We start from the raw sequence: 18,087 nt of genomic DNA, 5'->3' as shown, positions 1-18,087 counted from the left end.
GCGAAGGAGAACCGTGATGGAACAGCCGATCCTTTCGCTGCAGGGCGTGACAAAAAGCTATACCGGCAAAACCGGCACCACGACCAACGTGCTGGGCGGCATCGAGCTGGACGTCGCGGAGGGCGAATTCATCGCGATCCTCGGCTTTTCCGGCGCGGGCAAGACCACGCTTATCAGTACGGTCGCCGGTCTGGTCGAGCCTGACGATGGCCAGATCCTGCTACGCGGCGAGCCCATCGACGGGCCGGACAAGGAACGCGGCCTCGTGTTTCAGTCCTACTCGCTGTTCCCGTGGCTTTCGGTGCAGCAAAACGTCGCGCTGGCCGTCGATGCCGTGCACAAGGACAAGTCCAAGGTCGAGCGCGCCGCACTGGTAAAGCAGAAGGTCGAGCTCGTCGGCCTTGGCCACGCGATGGATCGCAAGCCCGCGCAGCTTTCGGGCGGCATGCGCCAGCGCGTTGCCGTGGCCCGTGCGCTGGCGATGGAGCCGGAAATCCTGCTGCTCGACGAGCCACTCTCTGCGCTCGACGCGCTGACCCGCGCCAAGCTGCAGGACGAGATAGAGCGCATTCGCGAGGAGGAGAAGCGCACGATCATCCTCGTTACCAACGACGTGGACGAGGCGCTTTTGCTCGCCGACCGTGTCGCGGTGCTGACCCCGGCCCCTGCGGCCCGGATCGGGAAGATCTTCGAAGTCGACGTGCCGCGCCCGCGCGACCGCGAAGGCGTGAACGACGATGAGCATTTCAAGGCCCTTCGAAATCGGATCGTCAACTATCTCTCGACGCTGAACGCCGAGAGTTCGACCGTGGGCGAGAGCGCCACCGCGCTTCCGGGCGTCGCCCCGCTCGACCTTGCACCTCCACCGAAGGCCTATCAGGAAGCCGGCAAGACCAATGTCGAGAACCGCTATCTGGAATTTTTCAAGCTCGACAAGGTCTACCCTACGCCGAACGGCCCGCTGAAGGTCGTCGACGATTTCAACCTGATCATGGACAAGGGCGAGTTCGTCTCGCTCATCGGCCACTCCGGTTGCGGCAAGTCGACCGTGCTGACCATGGCGGCCGGCCTGAACGAGATCAGCGGCGGCGGCATCGTGCTGGATAACCGAGAGATCAGCGCCGCCGGTCCCGACAAGGCCGTCGTTTTCCAGGCCCCCAGCCTGATGCCGTGGCTCACGGCCAGGCAGAACGTGGCGCTCGGCGTAGAGAGGGTGTACCCCCACGCATCCCGCGCCGAGCGCCGCGACATCGTCGACTATTATCTCGACCGGGTCGGGCTGATCGACGCGAAAGAGAAGATGGCGGCGGAAATGTCGAATGGCATGCGCCAGCGCGTCGGCATCGCCCGCGCCTTCGCGCTCAGCCCGCGCCTGCTGTTGCTCGACGAACCTTTCGGCATGCTGGACTCGCTCACCCGCTGGGATTTGCAGGATGTGCTGGTCGAAGTGTGGAACCGCACCAAGGTCACTGCGATCATGGTCACGCACGACGTGGATGAGGCGATCCTGCTGGCAGACCGCGTGGTGATGATGACCAACGGCCCCAATGCCACCATCGGCAAGGTGCTGAAGGTCGACCTGCCGCGTCCGCGCGACCGCAAGGCGCTGTTGGAGCATCCGCAGTTCTACCAATACCGGCAGGAGGTTCTGCATTTCCTTGCCGAATACGATCATGGTCCGGCGGCAAAGGCCGCCTGAACCGAACTCTCCACCCGGTCGGTGACGGTCGGGTCGCGGAGCCGCTAGACCCCTCGGCTCCGCCATATCACACCGCGCCCTGCGACCTGCGGGGCAAGGGACGGGCAATGGCGCCCCTTCTGATGCGGTCCTGAAACGGACGGGCGATGCCGCCCGATACCCCCGAAACAGCGGCGGGCAACGATGCCCTGCCATCATTTTCAGGACACCCGGGCATGAGGGACCGCCCGGTCAGATGGAGGCGAATACATGAGGAAAAGCATTCTCTTGCTTACGGCGGCGGCATCGGGCCTCGCCATGTCCGGGACGGCCTATGCCAAACCCGGCGACCCGATCGCCATTGGCGACGGCGTGACGATCGACCCGATCATCGAAGGCGTGCTGCGCTATGAAGCGGTCGATCAGGATGACATCGACCTCGATGCCGATGCGGTCACGGTGAGTGTCAGCGCCGGTGCGGAGATCAAGGCGAGCGGTTTTTCGGTTCTGGCCGAGGCCGAGGGCACTCTGGCTATCGTCGACAACTACAACGCCTATCCCTTTCCCATCGACGCCAGCCAGCGTCGCCCGGAATACTCGGTCATCGCCGACCCGGAGAATGTCGAGTTGAACCGCTTGCAGGTCGGCTATTTCGGCAAGTTCGGATCGGTGACCGTGGGCCGCCAGCGGATCGTGCTGGGCAACTCGCGCTTCGTCGGCAACGTCGGCTGGCGCCAGAACGAGCAGACCTTCGACGCGGCGCGCGCCACGGTAAAAATCGGCCCGGCCTATCTCGATGGCACTTACGCCATCTCGCAACGCTCTATCTTCGGCATGGACGCCGATGCCCGCCGCGCGATGGAGGGTGAGCACATCCTGCTGAACGCGGGCGTCAAGGTCGCGGGTGTCGACCTGACCGGCTTCGCCTACATCCTCGACTACGATGATGACGAACCCGCCCCTGCGCGCTCCAGCCAGACCTATGGCGCCATTGCAAGCGGCAAGATCCCGCTGGGCGACCCGATCGCCCTGACCTTCACGGCCAGCTATGCCAAGCAGTCCGACCTTGATGGCGACACCATCGATTACAGCGCCGATTACCTGAACGGCGAACTGGGCACCGTGATCTCCGGCGTCAAACTGCTCGCCGGATACGAAAAGCTGGGCAGCGACGACGGGCTGATCGGGTTCTCCACCCCGATGGCCACGTTGCACAAGTTCAACGGTTTCGCCGACCTGTTCCTCAACACCCCCGCCACGGGGATCGAGGATTACTATGGCTCGCTCGGATACGCCTTCAAGGGCGTGACCCTGGGCGTCACCTACCACAAGTTCGAAAGCGATGTCGGCGGGCTTGATTACGGCAGCGAATGGGACGCGACGGCGGGCTTCAAGCTTGGCGGTTATCCCTTCCTGATCAAGTACGCCAACTACGATGCCGAAGACTTCGGCACCGATACCGAGAAGCTCTGGGTGCAGGTGAGCTTCGCCTACTGAAAACTGAAGAAAAGGAGTAAGTGCAATGTCTTACCTTGCGCCTTCGGAATTCGTGCCGAAGCTGATCGATAGCGGCGAAACGAAGATCATGATGTCCACCAAGGACACGCTGGTCCGCGCCTATATGGCCGGTGCCACGCTGGCCCTGGCCGCCGCCTTTGCCGTCACCATCAACGTACAGACCGGCCAGCCGCTGGCCGGGGCCATCCTGTTCCCGGTCGGCTTCTGCATGCTCTACCTGCTGGGTTACGACCTGTTGACCGGCGTGATGGTCCTCTGCCCCCTCGCCGTCTGGGCCAAGCGTCCGGGCTGCACATGGGGCGGCGTGTTCCGCAACTGGGGGCTGGTGTTCACCGGCAACTTCGCCGGGGCGCTGACCACGGCGGTGATGATGGCGATCTACTGGACCTATGGCTTTGCCGCCGAAACCAACCCCGTCGGCATGATGTTCGCGACGATGGGTGAGGCGCGAACGGTCGGTTACGCCGAATACGGCCTTGCCGGTTGGATCACGATCTTCGTGCGCGCCATGCTGTGCAACTGGATGGTCGCGACCGGTGTCGTCGGTGCCACGATCTCTACCACGGTGTCGGGCAAGATCATCGCGATGTGGATGCCGATCATGCTGTTCTTCTACATGGTCTTCGAACACTCGATCGTGAACATGTTCCTGTTCCCGTCGGGCCTGATGATGGGCGGCGATTTCTCGATCGGCGACTACCTGCTGTGGAACGAGATTCCGGTCGTCCTCGGCAACCTTGTCGGCGGCCTGACCTTCGTCGGCCTGATGCTCTATTCGACGCACTATCGCACGTCGAAGAGCCGCACGCCGGCAGACCTGAAGATCGCGGCCTGACGGCTGGACGCCGCGATCGGGAATGAGCGGGGAGGATAGGCAATCCGAATGGGTCCTCCCCGTCATTCCTTCCTCGATGCGGACAGGGCTTTTGCCGTGACCCCCGGCAGCCGGGCCCTGTCCGTTTCGATCGGCCAGCATTCGACCGCTGGCAGCAAGCCTGAAAACCAGGATTTTCATGGGTGTTGGGCGCCCGACGGCGACGACCTGGTCACCAAGGGCGTGGCCGTCGCCATTGCCGACGGTATCTCCACCAGCGCGCTGGGCGCGGCGGCGGCAGAAACGGCGGTCAAAAGCTTCCTCTCCGACTATTATTCCACGTCCGGCGCATGGTCGGTGCGCCAATCGGGTGAGCGTGTCATCGCCGCCACGAACAGCTGGATGCACGCGCAGAATACGCGTCACGGCCCGACCAGCGACGAAAGCCGCGAGGCTGAAGGGCTGATCTGCACACTGTCGGCGATGGTGCTGAAATCGCGCAGTGCACACCTTTTCCACGTCGGCGATGCGCAGATTGCGCGGATCGTCGGCACTACGCTGGAACCCTTGACCCAGCCGCACCGCGTATCGGCGGGTGGGGGCAAGTTCTACCTCGCCCGCGCGATGGGCGTAACGCGAAACGTCCAGATCGATTACGTGAAAGTGGCGGTGCAACCGGGCGACCTGTTCGTGCTAACGACGGACGGCATTCACGAGGCATTGTCCGGCAACGAAATCGCGAAGATCATCATTGCGGCTGACACGCTGGACGACGCCGCGCGCGCACTGTGCGATGCGGCACTGGCGGCGGGCAGCGACGACAATCTGACCGCGCAACTCGTGCGGATCGAAACGCTGCCCAGCGGTGAAATTACGGACCTTGTCGGCGCCGACGCGGCGCTACCACCTGCGCCGCATCTGGAAGCGGGTGAGCAGTTCGAAGGCTATCGCGTGCTGCGACGGCTCTATACCGGGTCGCGCAGCCAGGTCTATCTGGTCCGCGACGAATTGACCGGCGCCAAGGCAGTGATGAAGGTGCCGTCGACCGAACACGGCAGCGACCCGGCCCAGCTATCGGCGCTGATGCTGGAAGAATGGGTGATGCGGCGCATGGCGCACCAGAACGTGCTCGCCCCGCCGCCGGGCCCGCAACGCGCGCGGCAGCATCTTTTCGCGGTGTCTTCGTTCGTCGAAGGGCAGTCGCTGGACGAATGGATCGCGGATCACCCCGCGCCAGAACTGAACACCGTACGCGACATCGTACGCCAGATCGCATCGGGCCTGCTGGCCATGCACCGCAAGGAAATGGTGCACCGCGACTTGCGGCCCAAGAACGTGATGATCGACGGCGACGGCACGGTGACGATCATCGACTTCGGATCGACATCGGTTGCGGGGATCGAGGAATTGGCCCCCGGCACGGCGGGCGAGGCGATCTTTGCCGGCACCGTGCAGTTTGCCGCACCAGAGGTTTGGTTAGGCGAAGATGCAAGCGCGCAAAGCGACATCTATTCGCTGGGCGTCATCGCCTATCACATGCTGACCGGCGGAGAACTGCCCTATGGCCCGCGCCTTGCCAACGCGACGACGCCAGCGGCGCAGAAAAAGCTGAAATACCGCCCGATCACGGAAACCGCGCCAGATGTGCCCGCGTGGATGGACGCCGCCATCGCCCGTGCCTGCGCCATCGATCCGACGCATCGCTACACCGAGCTGAGCGAGTTTACCTACGACCTTGCCCATCCCAACCGCGCGCTGGTGACCGACACCCGCACGCTGATGGAGCGCGGCACTGCGAACGACTGGCGCACCATCGCGATGCTGCTGGCCGTGGCGCTGGTGCTGGCGATCCTGACGCGGCCGGACCTCGCCCTGTCCTGACCTTATCGACGAAGGAGACCCGAACCATGATGACCAAGCCCGACGTAACGACGATGATCCGCGCGAAAATGCGCGAGAACAAGGTGAAATGGGCCGAGATCGCGGCGGCGGCAGGCCTTTCGGAAGTATTCTGCACTTCCGCATGCCTCGGTATGAATTCGCTGTTGCCCGATGCCGCGGGCAAAGTCGTCGACTTCCTCGGCCTTCCGGCAGAGGCCGCCGTGGTGCTGAGCGAGTATCCGACGAAACTTTTCGCCCAGAAAGTGCCGACCGATCCGTGCATCTATCGCTGGTACGAGATTACCGGCGTTTTCGGCGAGGCGTTCAAGGAACTGGTACAGGAAAAGTTCGGCGACGGCATCATGTCGGCAATCGATTTCGACATGCAAATCAACAAGATCGAACATGCGAAAGGCGACCGCGTAGAGGTGGTGATGAGCGGAAAGTTCCTGCCTTACAAGAGCTGGTGAGAGGGCGTGCGCGGCAGGCGGGGCAGGTCGCAAGGTCTGCTGCAATGCAAAAAACGGCTTGCCGCGCACGACGCGAATCGGATATAGTTAAGCCAACGCAGTGATTGCGCCGCCCATCGTAGGGTGCGCCGAAAGCGATCCGCTGCAATCCAACCAACATTGCGTGGCAACGTCGCCGCCCGAACCTCTCGCAGGATCGTGGCGGCTTTTTTGCGTGCGCATGGAACGAGGACCATGATGAACGTGACCGTAGCGCAGGACAGGATCGAGGCGACCGGGGCCCCTTCACGGGGGCGCAAGCTCGTCGTGATCGGCAACGGGATGGCAGGCTGCCGCGCGGTGGAGGAAATCCTCGCGCGCGACGGAACCCGCTTCGACGTGACGATCTTCGGCGCAGAGCCGCGAGTGAACTACAACCGCATCATGCTCTCGCCGGTGCTTGCGGGCGAAAAGACCTTCGAGGAAATCGTCATCAACGGCCAGGACTGGTACGACGATAACGAGATCCAGTTGATCTCGGGCGACCCGGTCGTCGGCATCGACCGTGCGCAAAAGCATGTCGTGACCCGTTCGGGCCGGATCGAGAATTACGACACGCTGCTGATCGCGACCGGTTCGGACCCCTTCATCATACCGGTTCCGGGCAAAGACCTGGACGGTGTCTTCACGTTCCGCGACCTCGACGATGTCGACAAGATGCTGGCCGCTGCCGAAATGGGTGGTTCGGCGGTGGTCATCGGCGGCGGGCTCTTGGGTCTGGAGGCCGCCCATGGCCTGTCGCTGCGCGGGATGGACGTCACCGTCATCCACCTGATGCCGACCCTGATGGAACGCCAGCTGGACGAGGCGGCGGGCTACCTGCTCAAGGCCGAGCTGGAAAGCCGCGGCCAGACAATCCTAACGAGCGCCAACACCAAGGAGATCGTCGGCAAGGACGGCAAGGTCAGCGCCGTATTGCTGGAAGACGGCACCGAGGTTCCGGCAGATATCGTGGTTATGGCTGCTGGCATCCGGCCCTCGACCGGGCTTGCCAAGGAAGCGGGCCTCGATGTCGAGCGCGGCATTCTGGTCGACGATCACATGGTCACATCGGACCCCGACGTGCTTGCCGTCGGCGAATGCGTCCAGCACCGGGGCCTGTGCTACGGCCTTGTCGCGCCGCTGTGGGAAATGTGCCGCTCTCTCGCCGACTATGCCACCGACAGCCCTACCGGATATGGCGGTTCGGTCACGTCGACCAAGCTCAAGGTATCGGGCATCGATCTGTTCTCGGCAGGCGATTTCTCTGGCGGTGACGATGCAGAGGACATCGTCCTGCGCGATGCCAGCCGCGGCGTCTACAAGCGTGTTGTCGTCAAGGACAACCGCATCGTCGGCGCCGTGCTCTACGGCGATACCGCCGACGGCAACTGGTACTTCGACCTGCTCCGCAAGCAAGAAGACGTTTCCGACATTCGCGAGGCGCTGATCTTCGGCCAGGCCTTCGCCAGCGGAGGAGCCGCGCTGGACCCTAGCGCCGCCGTTGCATCGCTTTCCGAAGACGCGGAGATCTGCGGGTGCAACGGCGTGTCGAAGGGGCAGGTCGTCGCGTGCATCGATGGCGGGGCGCACAGCCTCGACGCGGTCCGGTCCACTTGCAAGGCATCCGCATCGTGCGGCTCGTGCACCGGGTTGGTCGAAAGCCTGCTGGCCCTGACGCTGGGGGCCGACGCGGTCGACAGCGGGCCGAAGACGATGTGCAAATGTACCAGCTTTACCCACGACGATGTGCGGGGGCTGATCGTCGAGAAAGAATTGAAGGTCATCCCGCAGGTCATGCAGGAACTGCACTGGACCACGCCCGACGGCTGCTCCAGCTGTCGCCCGGCGCTGAACTACTACCTGCTATGCGCATGGCCCGGCGAATATGTCGATGACGAGAAGAGCCGCTTCGTCAACGAGCGACTTCACGCCAACATCCAGAAGGACGGCACCTATTCGGTCGTGCCGCGCATGTGGGGCGGCGTGACCAGCCCCAAGGAACTGCGCGCGATCGCCGACGTGGTCGAAAAGTACGAGGCACGCATGGTCAAGGTGACCGGCGGCCAGCGGCTCGACATCTTCGGCATCCGCAAGGAAGACCTGCCCCATGTCTGGGGAGACCTGAACGCGGCGGGCATGGTTTCCGGCCATGCCTATGGCAAGGCGCTGCGCACGGTGAAGACTTGCGTCGGGTCCGAATGGTGCCGCTTTGGCACGCAGGATTCGACCGGCCTTGGCATTCAGATCGAGAAGATGACCTGGGGCAGCTATATGCCGCACAAATTCAAGATCGCGGTCAGCGGCTGCCCGCGCAATTGCGCAGAGGCGACTATCAAGGACTTCGGCGTGGTCTGCGTCGATTCCGGATACGAACTTCATGTCGGGGGCAACGGCGGCATCCACGTCCGCGCCACCGACCTGCTCTGCAAGGTAGAGACCGAGAAGGAGGCGATGGATGTCTGCGCCGGTTTCATTCAGCTCTATCGTGAGGATGCCCGCTATCTCGAACGCACCGCCCCGTGGGTGGAGCGTAAGGGCCTCGACTGGCTCAAGGCCGCGCTGTTCGAAGACCCACAGACGGTAAAGACCCTCGCCGCGCGGTTCCGGTATTCGCAGAAGTTCTGGCAGGACGACCCTTGGGAAAAGCGGGCCGGCGGCCACAACGAGAAACTGCATCAGCACCTTGCCGAAGTGCGCCCCCTTGCGCTGGAGAAAGCATGATGCCCAAGATTAACGACGTGGGCACCTGGCTCGATATCGGCCCCGCCACGCAGATCGACCCCGGCACCGCGCGCACCATCCCTGTACAGGGCGGTGACGAAATCGCGGTGTTCCACACGATGCGCGGCGAATTCTACGCCCTCGTCAACAAATGCCCACATAAACAGGGGCCGCTGTCCGAAGGAATCATCCATGGCGACAGCGTCTCGTGCCCGCTCCACAACTGGCGCATCTCGCTGCGCAGCGGCGAGGCGCAGGGCGATGACGTGGGCTGCACGCCGACGATCCCGATGAAGGTCGACGGCGGTCGCCTGTTCCTGCTGCGCGAAGCCGTGATCCCGGCACCGAAGGCCGCCTGAGCCGCCCCGTGCGCGCCGTCCGTACCACGTGTGCCTATTGCGGTGTCGGTTGCGGCATTACGGCGCGCGTGGGCGACGGGCGCGAAGTAGAGATCGGTGGCGATACCGCGCACCCGGCCAATCGCGGCGGGCTGTGCTCCAAGGGCACGCATCTTGGTGAAACCGTCGGTCTTGGGGGCCGTCTGCTGTACCCGATGATCGGCGATGCGCAGGCCGATTGGGACGAGGCGCTACGGCTGGTTGCGGCGCAATTCCGCCAAGCCATCGCCGAGCACGGACCGGATTCTGTGGCCTTCTACGTTTCCGGCCAGCTGCTGACCGAAGACTATTACGCCGCCAACAAGCTGATGAAGGGCTTCATCGGCAGCGGCAATATCGACACCAATTCGCGCCTCTGCATGGCTAGCGCGGTCGCCGCGCACAACCGCGCCTTTGGCGAGGATTTCGTGCCATGCAGTTATGACGACCTCGACAAGGCCGACCTCATCGTGCTGGTCGGATCGAACACCGCGTGGTGCCATCCGGTAATCTGGCAAAGGATCGAGGCCGCGCGCGAGGCGAAGGGCACGAAACTTGTCGTCATCGATCCGCGCCGCACAGAAACGGCGGAGCGGGCCGATTTGCACATTGCGATTAAGCCGGACGGCGATGTCGCACTGTTCAACGCGATGCTGCTGGATATGCACCGCCGGGGCATGACCGACGATGCCTTCATGGCGCGGCACGTCACCACGCCGGACCGGTTCTGGGACGATCTGTCTGCGGGCGAAACCGTCCTGCCCGATGGTTTCGACGAATTCTGCGACCTGTTCGCCGCACACCCGCGCACCGTCACCCTGTTCAGCCAAGGTGCAAACCAATCGGCCTGCGGCACCGACAAGGGCAATGCGATCACCAACCTGCATCTTTCCACCGGACGCATCGGTGTGCCCGGCGGGGGGCCGTTCTCGATCACCGGTCAGCCCAATGCCATGGGCGGGCGCGAAGTCGGCGGGCTGGCCAACCAACTGGCCTGCCATCTCGGCTTTTCCGAACAGGAACGCGCAGCTGTCGGCACCTTCTGGAATACCGATACGGTCGCGCAAGGCCCCGGCCTGAAAGCGGTGGACCTGTTCAACGCGGTTCACGACGGACGGATCAAGGCGTTGTGGATCATGGCGACCAATCCCGCCGTATCGCTGCCCGATGCGGGCTTCGTGCGAGAGGCGCTGCAACGTTGCCCCTTCGTCGTCGTCTCCGATTGCATTACCGACACCGACACGGCGCTTATGGCCGACGTGCGCCTGCCCGCTCTCGCATGGGGTGAGAAGGACGGCACAGTTACCAATTCGGAACGCATGATCAGCCGCCAGCGCGCCCTTTTCCCCGCACCGGGCGAAGCGCGCGCCGACTGGCGGATCATCGCCGATGTCGCGGCCCGCATGGGCTGGGCCGAAGACTTCGCGTGGCCAAACCCTGCGGCAGTATTCCGCGAATATGCCGCGATGACCGCGATCTCGGCGGAACGCGGGCTGAAGCTCGACCTGACCGACCGCGCGATCATGACCGACGTTTCCTATGAAGCGATGGAACCTTTCCGTTGGGGCGCGCACCAGCCGCTGCTCGAAGCCGGATTCTCGCATCCCGATGGCAAGGCTCGCCTGATCAGCATCGCCCCGCCCGCCCCGCGTGCCTTCGATCCCGCCTTCCCGCTGCGGCTCAACACCAATCGCTATCGAGACCAGTGGCACACCATGACGCGTACCGGGTTGTCGCCAAAGCTCTCCCGCCATCGCCCCGAACCGCTGCTCGACATCCACCCCGAGGATGCGGCCGGCGCAGGCGTCAACGCTGGCGGACTGGTGCGGGTCTCGACGGCGCAAGGCGAAACGGTGCTGCGCGCCCGCATTACCGAGGCGCAGGCCAAGGGCACGATTTCCGCCCCGATGCACTGGACCGATGCCTTTGGCAGCGCAGGTCGCAGCAACCGGCTGACCCAGCGGCGCACCGATCCAGTGTCCGGCCAGCCCGCGTTCAAGGACACGCCTGCTAAGATCGCGGTGGTCCTGCCCGATTGGCGCGCCTTCCTCGTCACCTGTGACGAACCGGCAAGGCCAAACGTCCTCTACTGGGCCAAGGCTCGGCAGGAAAACGGCTGGCTGGTCGAACTGGCTGGCATGGGCAACGTCGATGTCGAAACGCTGCTGCCCGCCGGGCAGCGGCTGGAAGCGGCGGACATGGCGCGCGGGATGCGCCGGATCGCGGTGGTCGATGCCTCCGGCAAGTTGCTTTCTGCCCTCTATCTCACCCGATCCGGCACATTGCCCGCCCGTGAGTGGATCGCGGCGCAGCTAGGGTTGAAGGACGGCGCAGCCCAAGAGCTTCTGGCCGCCCGCTCTGCGACCCCGCTGCCCGACACCGGCCCCACTGTCTGTATCTGTCACGACGTCGGCGAAATCACGATCCGCGAGGCGATAGAGGGCGGCGCGGGCACCGTTGCCGCCGTCGGCCAATGCACCAAGGCGGGCACCAATTGCGGGTCTTGCCGGCCGATGATCGCAAGCCTGACCGCGCAATTCGCACCGACTGCAAAGGAGCCTGCCGAATGATCGCCCGAGGAGAAGTTTGGCTGGTCGGCGCAGGCCCCGGCGATCCCGACCTGCTGACCCGCAAAGCCGAACGCCTGCTCAATGCGGCCAGCGTCGTTTTCTACGATGCGCTGGTCGGCCAGGGCGTGCTCGACCTGATCCCCGCCACTGTCCGGCGCGAACCGGTTGGCAAGCGATCGGGACGCCATTCGAAGGATCAGGCCACCATCGATCGCCTGCTGGTCGAAGCGGCAATGGCAGGCGAACGCGTCGTGCGCCTGAAAGGCGGCGATCCCGCAATTTTCGGGCGAGCGACCGAAGAAATCGAGGCCTGCCGCGCCGAAGGCATTCCGATCCGCATCTGCCCCGGCATCACCGCGGCCAGCGCGGCAGCGGCTGATCTTGGCATATCGCTGACCCTGCGCGGACTGGCGCGCAAGCTGACCTTCGTAACCGCCCATTCTCGCAACGGGGCAGCGCTGGATCTGGACTGGTCCACGTTGGCCGATCCGCAGGCGACGCTGGCCGTTTACATGGGCAAAGAGGCCGCCGCGATGGTGTCGCGCGAGTTGATCGCAGCTGGTCTACCCGCCGACACGCCGGTCGCTTTGGTGGAAAATGCCAGCCTTGGCGACGGAAACCGCCTTGTCACGCGGCTCGACCTGCTGCCCATCGCGGCAAAAGCGGCCTTTACCGACAAGCCGGCGATGATTCTGATCGGACAGGCAATGCGGTTAAGGGCTACTGCGGCCCTGACGGCCCGTTCCCGGTCTAACGCAAGCCCAACGGATCACAAGTTACACTAGTCAAACTAGCGCCGCGAAATGGGCCGGTTGAGACAATCGATAAGGTCAGATCGTGGCGGAGAGGGTGTCCGCCAAAAATCAGAAAATATCGTTTATTTTCTGATACTTTTACGAAGAAAGGGCGAATTTTGCTCCCACATTCGCTCCCACACAACGCGGATCGACATCCAAACTATGCCTGAATTGAAGGCATCCGAAAGCGGAAAAATCGTGAATATCGCGAACTCCCCAGACCCGCTCTCATATGATGCAATCACCGCACTCGCAATCGTGATGCCGTGCAACGCTACGCCGCTTCACGAAGCTGCACGATCCGCTGAAACTCGGCCAGCAGTTCGGGATGGTGGCGGGCAAGATGGTGAACCACGCGCACGTTCTCCGTCAAGCGGGCCAGATAGCCGGTCGCCAGCACCAAATCGAGGTGGTCCATGCCGTAGCTCTGCTCGATCATGCGGAACTCGCGGTCGATATTGGTCGCCTCGCGCTCCATATGCTCGATCTGTTCGTCACTGAGGCCGCGCACCGCTTTGCGCTTTTCGCTAGTCAACAGGTGCTGCGGTGTGGCGGCAACAAGCGATTTGGCATAGGTCCATGAAAACCGGTTCATCGCCATCATGGTTTCGGCGACTTCGATCTGCCGCATCGGGCGCAGCTTCTTCATCTCGCGAAAGGTGTTGAGCGGCACCATCCGGTCCTGCAACAGCTTCGCCACTTCATCGCAAATTCCATCCAGCAAGCGCCGTTTGCTGCGGATGCTCGATATGTTGACATTGAGCGCCCGCGCGAGGCGTTCCTCCGATACGCCCTTCTCAAGCGCCTTCAGGATCATCTTGTGCTCCTGAACGATAGCCATGCGGCTGATGCGCTTGTTGTAGGTGATGGCTTCATCGTCGGTGGCCACAAGGCAGACAACATCGTCGTCACCGCGCGCTTTCAGAACGTCGATGCGGATATGTCCATCAAGCAGCCGGTATCGCTCCGCCTCTCCCGCCACGCGAACCACGACTGGCGGCTCTATGATACCGACTTCGCGGATAGACGCTGCGATCTGGCCATATTTGGGCGACTTCCGCGTTGATTCGGGCATCGTGCGCAGAAGCTCGATTTCGCCAAGCGGAATCCGCAGGCTGGTCGGCTCAAAGGCCAGCTTGATTTTGCGCCATCGATTGGCCCGGCTCATTGCGCGCTGATCCTGACTTTTTGAATCCGATCCGCGAGGCTGGTCGGTATCGTCGCCAGACCTTCATCTTCGAGCAGCGCGACGAAACTCTCGTCGTTTGATAGCTGGCTCAATGCTTCGACGATAAAAACGAGGCGGTTGCGGGTCGCCTCTGTCTTTCGGATCATCATGCGCTTGCGTTCGGTGTCCTCCTGAAAGGCTTTGACCAGCCCCTCGGGCGTCGTTGCCGCATCCTTGCCGACAAGCCGGTTTAGCTTGGCCGCTTTGCCAGAGCGTTTGCGAACCTCGACCAAGCGGCGTGCGGCGATAAGTGCGCGTCCGCGTAGCAGATTATCTTCATAGGCCTTGTGAAGCGCGGCCTGCACGCCCTGATCGTCGGCTTCGCAGATTTCGAGGGCGACGGATATGGGAAGATAGCCAGCCTCTACGGCGGCAACGAGACGCCGCTCGCCGCGTTCCAACAGCCTTCCCACAATATAGACATAGTTGGCGGAAAGGCCGGTCATGGCTGCAATTTCGTTGTCGGAATAGCCGCGCCCGCGCATCCCGAGGATGTCTTGCAACAGGTCCACGGCCTGATGCTGACGGCGGGCGCAATTCTCGACGAGACTGGCAACGAAGCAATCTTCCTGATCGGCGGTCACGATCAGGGCGGGCACTTCGGCCTGGCCGAGTTGGCGGAAGGCTTCAAGGCGACCCTGACCACAGACAAGATCGTAGAGCGGTCCATCGTCTCCATGACGGCTGGTGACGGTTATCGGACGCTTGAGGCCGACTTCGGCGATGTTCTCGACGATGCCCTTGAAGACCTTCTTGTTGCGAAGGCGCGGATTGACGACGGTGATCCGGTCAATCGGGATCATCTCGACGCGCTGGCCGGGCAGTGCCACAGCTATGCCGCCTGCCGGAATGGCACGCGCTTCGCCAAGGCGAACAAGCCGTCCAGCGTGTCGAAACGGAAAGCGTCAAGCGACAGGCCATTATGATCGGCCAGCCGCAGGACGCCTTCGACAAGGGTCATGCGCGGCAAAACATAGAAGTCGTGCGCGGTCATGTTGTCCTCATCCATCCTGACGCAGATTGTGAGGTCGGGTCGCAAGCTCTCGTCGAGCCGGATTTTCCAGCGACGAAAGCCGCTGCGCGTCAGCTTGCACCGGGCGATGACGATGGAAGCGGTGATCTCGTCGTTGATTGTCAGCGTGTCATCTACGAGATTCTGGATCGCGCTGCCGCCAATGGCGCGCACGCCCTCAATCACGTCCCGAACAATCGACGGGTGCATCCGGCGCAAGGCGCGGTTGATCTCAATGTAGCGATAATCGTGGTCGGGAATGAAACCGACCAGCGAATAGGCGCGCAACAGGCTGCCAAAACGGGACTGATAGGCACTGCTGGACGGCCCATCCTCGAACTCGTCGATGATAAGGCCGGACAAGTATCCGTTCTTTTTCAGAATCTTCGACAGCATCGCCAGCAATTCATCGTCAGTCAGGCGCTTCGACCGCTCCTCAATGATGCGCCGGGCTTGGTCGAACAGCTCCTGCGACACGATGGCGGGAAACGCTTGGTCGTGCCTGATCCAGTCCGATGGATCATTGCGAACATGCCGGTTTTTCAGCTTGAAGGATGTGCGACCCCAGACGTTGTGACCGGCATATTTGTCGTTGATGAGGATTTGGTGCACCGCACCGCGTGTCCATTCACGCCCCAGGTCAGACAGGATACCCTGCCCATTGAGCCATTCGGCGATCTGCCTTTCCGAGCTGCTGTCCTCGACGAACAGACGATAAATCTCGCGGACGGTGGCGATTTCCTCTTCTGGCCCATGCACCAGCACGACGCGATCCGTGGCGATGCTCTTGTGTTCGCCCCGCTCAAGCACGCCCTTGTGCTGGCCGCGTTCATCGACAAGCATTCGACGAAATCCGAAACCGGGCGCGCCACCTTGCCGATAGCCAAGGCTGATGAGGCGGCATTGGCCCGCGAACACCTTGACCGACAATTCGCGGCTATATTCCCCGGCCATCGCTCGCTTGACAGTCTTGATGATCGACGAGCCGATGGTGCCGTCATTCTCGAACTGCTCGGCGATATAATGAACGGTGATCCCGGCGCGTTTGCAGCGCAATTCGTAATAGGCGGCTTCGTCGGGGTCTTGGAAACGGCCCCAGCGGCTCACATCATAAACAAGGATCGCCTCGAAATCGACGTTGCCGCCGTCAATATCAGCGAGAAGCTGTTGCAGGGAATCGCGCCCGCCAATCTGGAGGCCGCTTTTACCTTCATCGGCATAGGTGCGGACAATCTCGAATCCGCGCTTCTCGGCATAGGCGCGAATTGCTGTCGCCTGATTGTCAGTCGAATATTGCTGATGATCGGTGGACATACGGACATATTCAGCGGCCCGCTTTGGCGTCTGGCCGTCTGATTGAATATCGCCGGTTGTCCTCCATTCTATGACCATCGCGGTCGCGCCTTCATTTTGCCCAGTTATTTTCTCGCTGTCTGCTCGGGCCTCCCTAACAGCAAATGGGTGGCAACATGTTTCCAAAGAAGGGCAGTTCTTTTCCGGTCGGTCGCGACGCACTGACCGATTCCGAGTTCGCGCAAGTGATCGCTTCCGCCTTGAAGATCGAGTTCGGATCGACGCGCAACGGCGCGAAGATGATTATGAAGTGGACAGGTGTTAGCCAGCGCACGGCGAAAAACTGGCTGAACGGCACCAACGCGCCGAGCGGCGTGCATCTGATCCTATTGGCGCGAGAATCCAATGCAGTGCTGAAAGCCATAATGCTTTTGGCCGAAAGACCTGAAATGTCATTAGGGGCCAGCCTGCTATCGTTGAGGCGCGTGCTGGCGGAAACGATGGCCGCGCTCGATCAAATGATATGATCTGACCAAACTTCTTGCCGTAGGCGGCGACCAAGGGGAGCAGCCCAAACAGGGGTTGGGTGGGCGGGTCAAATGAAGTGGCCGCCCGTTGGGGCGGCCTCTATCATTGGCAGTGCTATGCCGCCTGTGGCACTTCCTCCGAGTGTGCAAACTGGTGAAGATAGGCAACGGCGCGTTCGGCATGGGCCGCTGCCTGCACAATGGCGCGGGTATCGTTTTGCAGCACCTTTATCCAGTTCGCGATATAGCTGGCGTGATCCGGGCGCGGCTCGATGCAAAGCCCAAGGTCGGCAGCAAGAAATGCCGCGCCAAGTTCGGCACAAAGTTCCTCGCGGGCATACCCTTCATCGCCCCATTTCTCACGGCCAAAGCTGCGATCAAGGCGGCTCTCGTGCCGAGTCCAATGCACGGTTTCATGCCCCCTTGTGGCGTAATATCCGTGGGCGTCATGGAAGGCCGCAAAGGGCGGTAGCTGGATGCGGTCGGCTGACGGCATATAATATGCCTTGTCGCCGCCGTGGTTCACGGTCGCGGGGATGCTGGCAAAGAACGCCTCGGCGGCTGCAATGCGCTCCACTTCCGGCGCTGGTTCCGGCACGATATGAAATCGCTCGGGCAGGCCGTCGATCTGCGCCACGTTGAACACGGTGTAGGTTTTCAGGAACCGGAACGCCTGTTCCCGGTCCTCTCCGCTGGCATCGTCATGCACGGTCTTGGTGCTGTCGCCATAATAGACCACGGTTGCGCCGCGCTCGCCCTTGCGCACCTGCGCGCCCGAGGCTTGCGCCTGCTTGTAGGTCATCCATGACGGGGTGACGAAACCGGATGCCTGCGCCTCGATCCACAGTAGCAGCACATTGATTCCGCGATAGGGCTGGCCGGTGGCGCGCAAGGGGCGGGTCCGCCCCGATGCGGCCATGTCGCCGCCGCTCCACGGTTTCAGCCAAGGACGGGTGCCCTGCTCAAGTTCGGTCAAAATACGGTCGGTGATGCGGCTATGGGGGTCTTGCTTGGTCATGGTGTTTACTCCCTTCAAATCCGCGCAGCGGGTCATGCCGCGCATGACCCCTGCCGACCCGGCGAGGGGCGGAGAGAGAGGGAGCAAGGTCCGGTGCCGGGGGTGGTGCGGGCGCAGCGCAGCGAGCCACGGCCCCAAAGCGGCACCTTGCAGGGAGAGAGA

At 62.6% G+C, this 18,087-nt stretch carries 14 protein-coding genes; 10 read left to right on the top strand and 4 right to left on the bottom strand.

Annotation, left to right across the window (positions count from 1 at the left end):
* Positions 1-16: 16 nt before the first annotated feature.
* The 9 genes from AB433_RS01185 to cobA all read left to right on the top strand — a co-directional run bounded on the left by AB433_RS01185 (position 17) and on the right by cobA (position 12,835).
* On the top strand, positions 17-1,699 hold the full coding sequence (locus AB433_RS01185) for an ABC transporter ATP-binding protein (protein WP_047819598.1): 1,683 nt from the start codon (positions 17-19) through the stop codon (positions 1,697-1,699).
* Between the two features lie 249 nt (positions 1,700-1,948).
* Entirely contained in the window at positions 1,949-3,175 is a 1,227-nt protein-coding gene (locus tag AB433_RS01180) for a hypothetical protein (protein ID WP_047819597.1), read from the top strand.
* A 25-nt stretch (positions 3,176-3,200) separates the two neighbouring features.
* Positions 3,201-4,031 carry a formate/nitrite transporter family protein gene (locus tag AB433_RS01175; RefSeq protein WP_047819596.1) on the top strand — a complete coding sequence of 277 codons (831 nt, stop codon included), beginning with the start codon at positions 3,201-3,203 and terminating at the stop codon, positions 4,029-4,031.
* 48 nt (positions 4,032-4,079) lie between these two features.
* Entirely contained in the window at positions 4,080-5,891 is a 1,812-nt protein-coding gene (locus AB433_RS01170; RefSeq protein ID WP_082134730.1) for a bifunctional protein-serine/threonine kinase/phosphatase, read from the top strand.
* Between the two features lie 26 nt (positions 5,892-5,917).
* Positions 5,918-6,361, top strand: coding sequence for a cyanase (cynS, locus tag AB433_RS01165; protein ID WP_218916907.1), 444 nt, complete (start codon positions 5,918-5,920; stop codon positions 6,359-6,361).
* Positions 6,362-6,598: 237 nt separating this feature from the next.
* On the top strand, positions 6,599-9,103 hold the full coding sequence (gene nirB, locus AB433_RS01160; protein ID WP_047822997.1) for a nitrite reductase large subunit NirB: 2,505 nt from the start codon (positions 6,599-6,601) through the stop codon (positions 9,101-9,103).
* Positions 9,103-9,462 (top strand): nitrite reductase small subunit NirD, encoded by a 360-nt coding sequence (gene nirD, locus AB433_RS01155; RefSeq protein WP_047822996.1) that lies wholly within the window; start codon positions 9,103-9,105, stop codon positions 9,460-9,462. The genes nirB and nirD overlap by 1 nt, the downstream gene beginning before the upstream one ends.
* Before the next feature lie 8 nt (positions 9,463-9,470).
* On the top strand, positions 9,471-12,050 hold the full coding sequence (locus AB433_RS01150) for a nitrate reductase (RefSeq protein ID WP_047819594.1): 2,580 nt from the start codon (positions 9,471-9,473) through the stop codon (positions 12,048-12,050).
* On the top strand, positions 12,047-12,835 hold the full coding sequence (cobA, locus tag AB433_RS01145; RefSeq protein WP_047819593.1) for a uroporphyrinogen-III C-methyltransferase: 789 nt from the start codon (positions 12,047-12,049) through the stop codon (positions 12,833-12,835). Before AB433_RS01150 ends, cobA begins: the two co-directional genes overlap by 4 nt.
* Before the next feature lie 286 nt (positions 12,836-13,121).
* Here cobA and AB433_RS01140 read toward each other — a convergent pair whose 3' ends face one another.
* From AB433_RS01140 to AB433_RS01130, 3 genes are read right to left on the bottom strand one after another with little or no spacing between them, the layout of a single operon-like run.
* Positions 13,122-14,015, bottom strand: a complete 894-nt coding sequence (locus tag AB433_RS01140; RefSeq protein ID WP_047819592.1) for a plasmid partitioning protein RepB C-terminal domain-containing protein — start codon at positions 14,013-14,015, stop codon at positions 13,122-13,124.
* Entirely contained in the window at positions 14,012-14,905 is an 894-nt protein-coding gene (locus AB433_RS01135; RefSeq protein ID WP_245626547.1) for a plasmid partitioning protein RepB C-terminal domain-containing protein, read from the bottom strand. Before AB433_RS01135 ends, AB433_RS01140 begins: the two co-directional genes overlap by 4 nt.
* A 2-nt stretch (positions 14,906-14,907) precedes the next feature.
* Entirely contained in the window at positions 14,908-16,479 is a 1,572-nt protein-coding gene (locus AB433_RS01130) for a recombinase family protein (protein ID WP_047819591.1), read from the bottom strand.
* Positions 16,480-16,544: 65 nt separating this feature from the next.
* Between AB433_RS01130 and AB433_RS01125 the strand changes: the two genes are divergently transcribed.
* The gene (locus AB433_RS01125) at positions 16,545-16,907 is read left to right on the top strand and encodes a hypothetical protein (protein ID WP_082134729.1); all 363 of its coding nucleotides are present in this window, start codon (positions 16,545-16,547) and stop codon (positions 16,905-16,907) included.
* A gap of 115 nt (positions 16,908-17,022) precedes the next feature.
* Here AB433_RS01125 and AB433_RS01120 read toward each other — a convergent pair whose 3' ends face one another.
* Positions 17,023-17,925, bottom strand: coding sequence for an ArdC family protein (locus tag AB433_RS01120; RefSeq protein ID WP_047822989.1), 903 nt, complete (start codon positions 17,923-17,925; stop codon positions 17,023-17,025).
* Positions 17,926-18,087: the final 162 nt, after the last annotated feature.

The sequence above is a fragment of the Croceicoccus naphthovorans genome (assembly GCF_001028705.1).
In the GTDB taxonomy this organism is placed as follows: Bacteria; Pseudomonadota; Alphaproteobacteria; order Sphingomonadales; family Sphingomonadaceae; genus Croceicoccus; species Croceicoccus naphthovorans.
Note: the sequence above shows the minus strand (reverse complement) of the source record. Positions and strands in the feature narration are given on the sequence as shown.

Bases quoted from the DNA above. Each gene is read 5' to 3' on its own strand.
- nirB (WP_047822997.1), top strand. From the start codon at position 6,599: ATGAACGTGACCGTAGCGCAGGACAGGATCGAGGCGACCGGGGCCCCT.
- AB433_RS01170 (WP_082134730.1), top strand. From the start codon at position 4,080: ATGGGTCCTCCCCGTCATTCCTTCCTCGATGCGGACAGGGCTTTTGCC.
- AB433_RS01130 (WP_047819591.1), bottom strand. From the start codon at position 16,479: ATGGTCATAGAATGGAGGACAACCGGCGATATTCAATCAGACGGCCAG.
- cynS (WP_218916907.1), top strand. From the start codon at position 5,918: ATGATGACCAAGCCCGACGTAACGACGATGATCCGCGCGAAAATGCGC.
- AB433_RS01175 (WP_047819596.1), top strand. From the start codon at position 3,201: ATGTCTTACCTTGCGCCTTCGGAATTCGTGCCGAAGCTGATCGATAGC.
- AB433_RS01185 (WP_047819598.1), top strand. From the start codon at position 17: ATGGAACAGCCGATCCTTTCGCTGCAGGGCGTGACAAAAAGCTATACC.
- AB433_RS01125 (WP_082134729.1), top strand. From the start codon at position 16,545: ATGGGTGGCAACATGTTTCCAAAGAAGGGCAGTTCTTTTCCGGTCGGT.
- AB433_RS01140 (WP_047819592.1), bottom strand. From the start codon at position 14,015: ATGAGCCGGGCCAATCGATGGCGCAAAATCAAGCTGGCCTTTGAGCCG.
- AB433_RS01120 (WP_047822989.1), bottom strand. From the start codon at position 17,925: ATGACCAAGCAAGACCCCCATAGCCGCATCACCGACCGTATTTTGACC.
- cobA (WP_047819593.1), top strand. From the start codon at position 12,047: ATGATCGCCCGAGGAGAAGTTTGGCTGGTCGGCGCAGGCCCCGGCGAT.
- AB433_RS01180 (WP_047819597.1), top strand. From the start codon at position 1,949: ATGAGGAAAAGCATTCTCTTGCTTACGGCGGCGGCATCGGGCCTCGCC.
- nirD (WP_047822996.1), top strand. From the start codon at position 9,103: ATGCCCAAGATTAACGACGTGGGCACCTGGCTCGATATCGGCCCCGCC.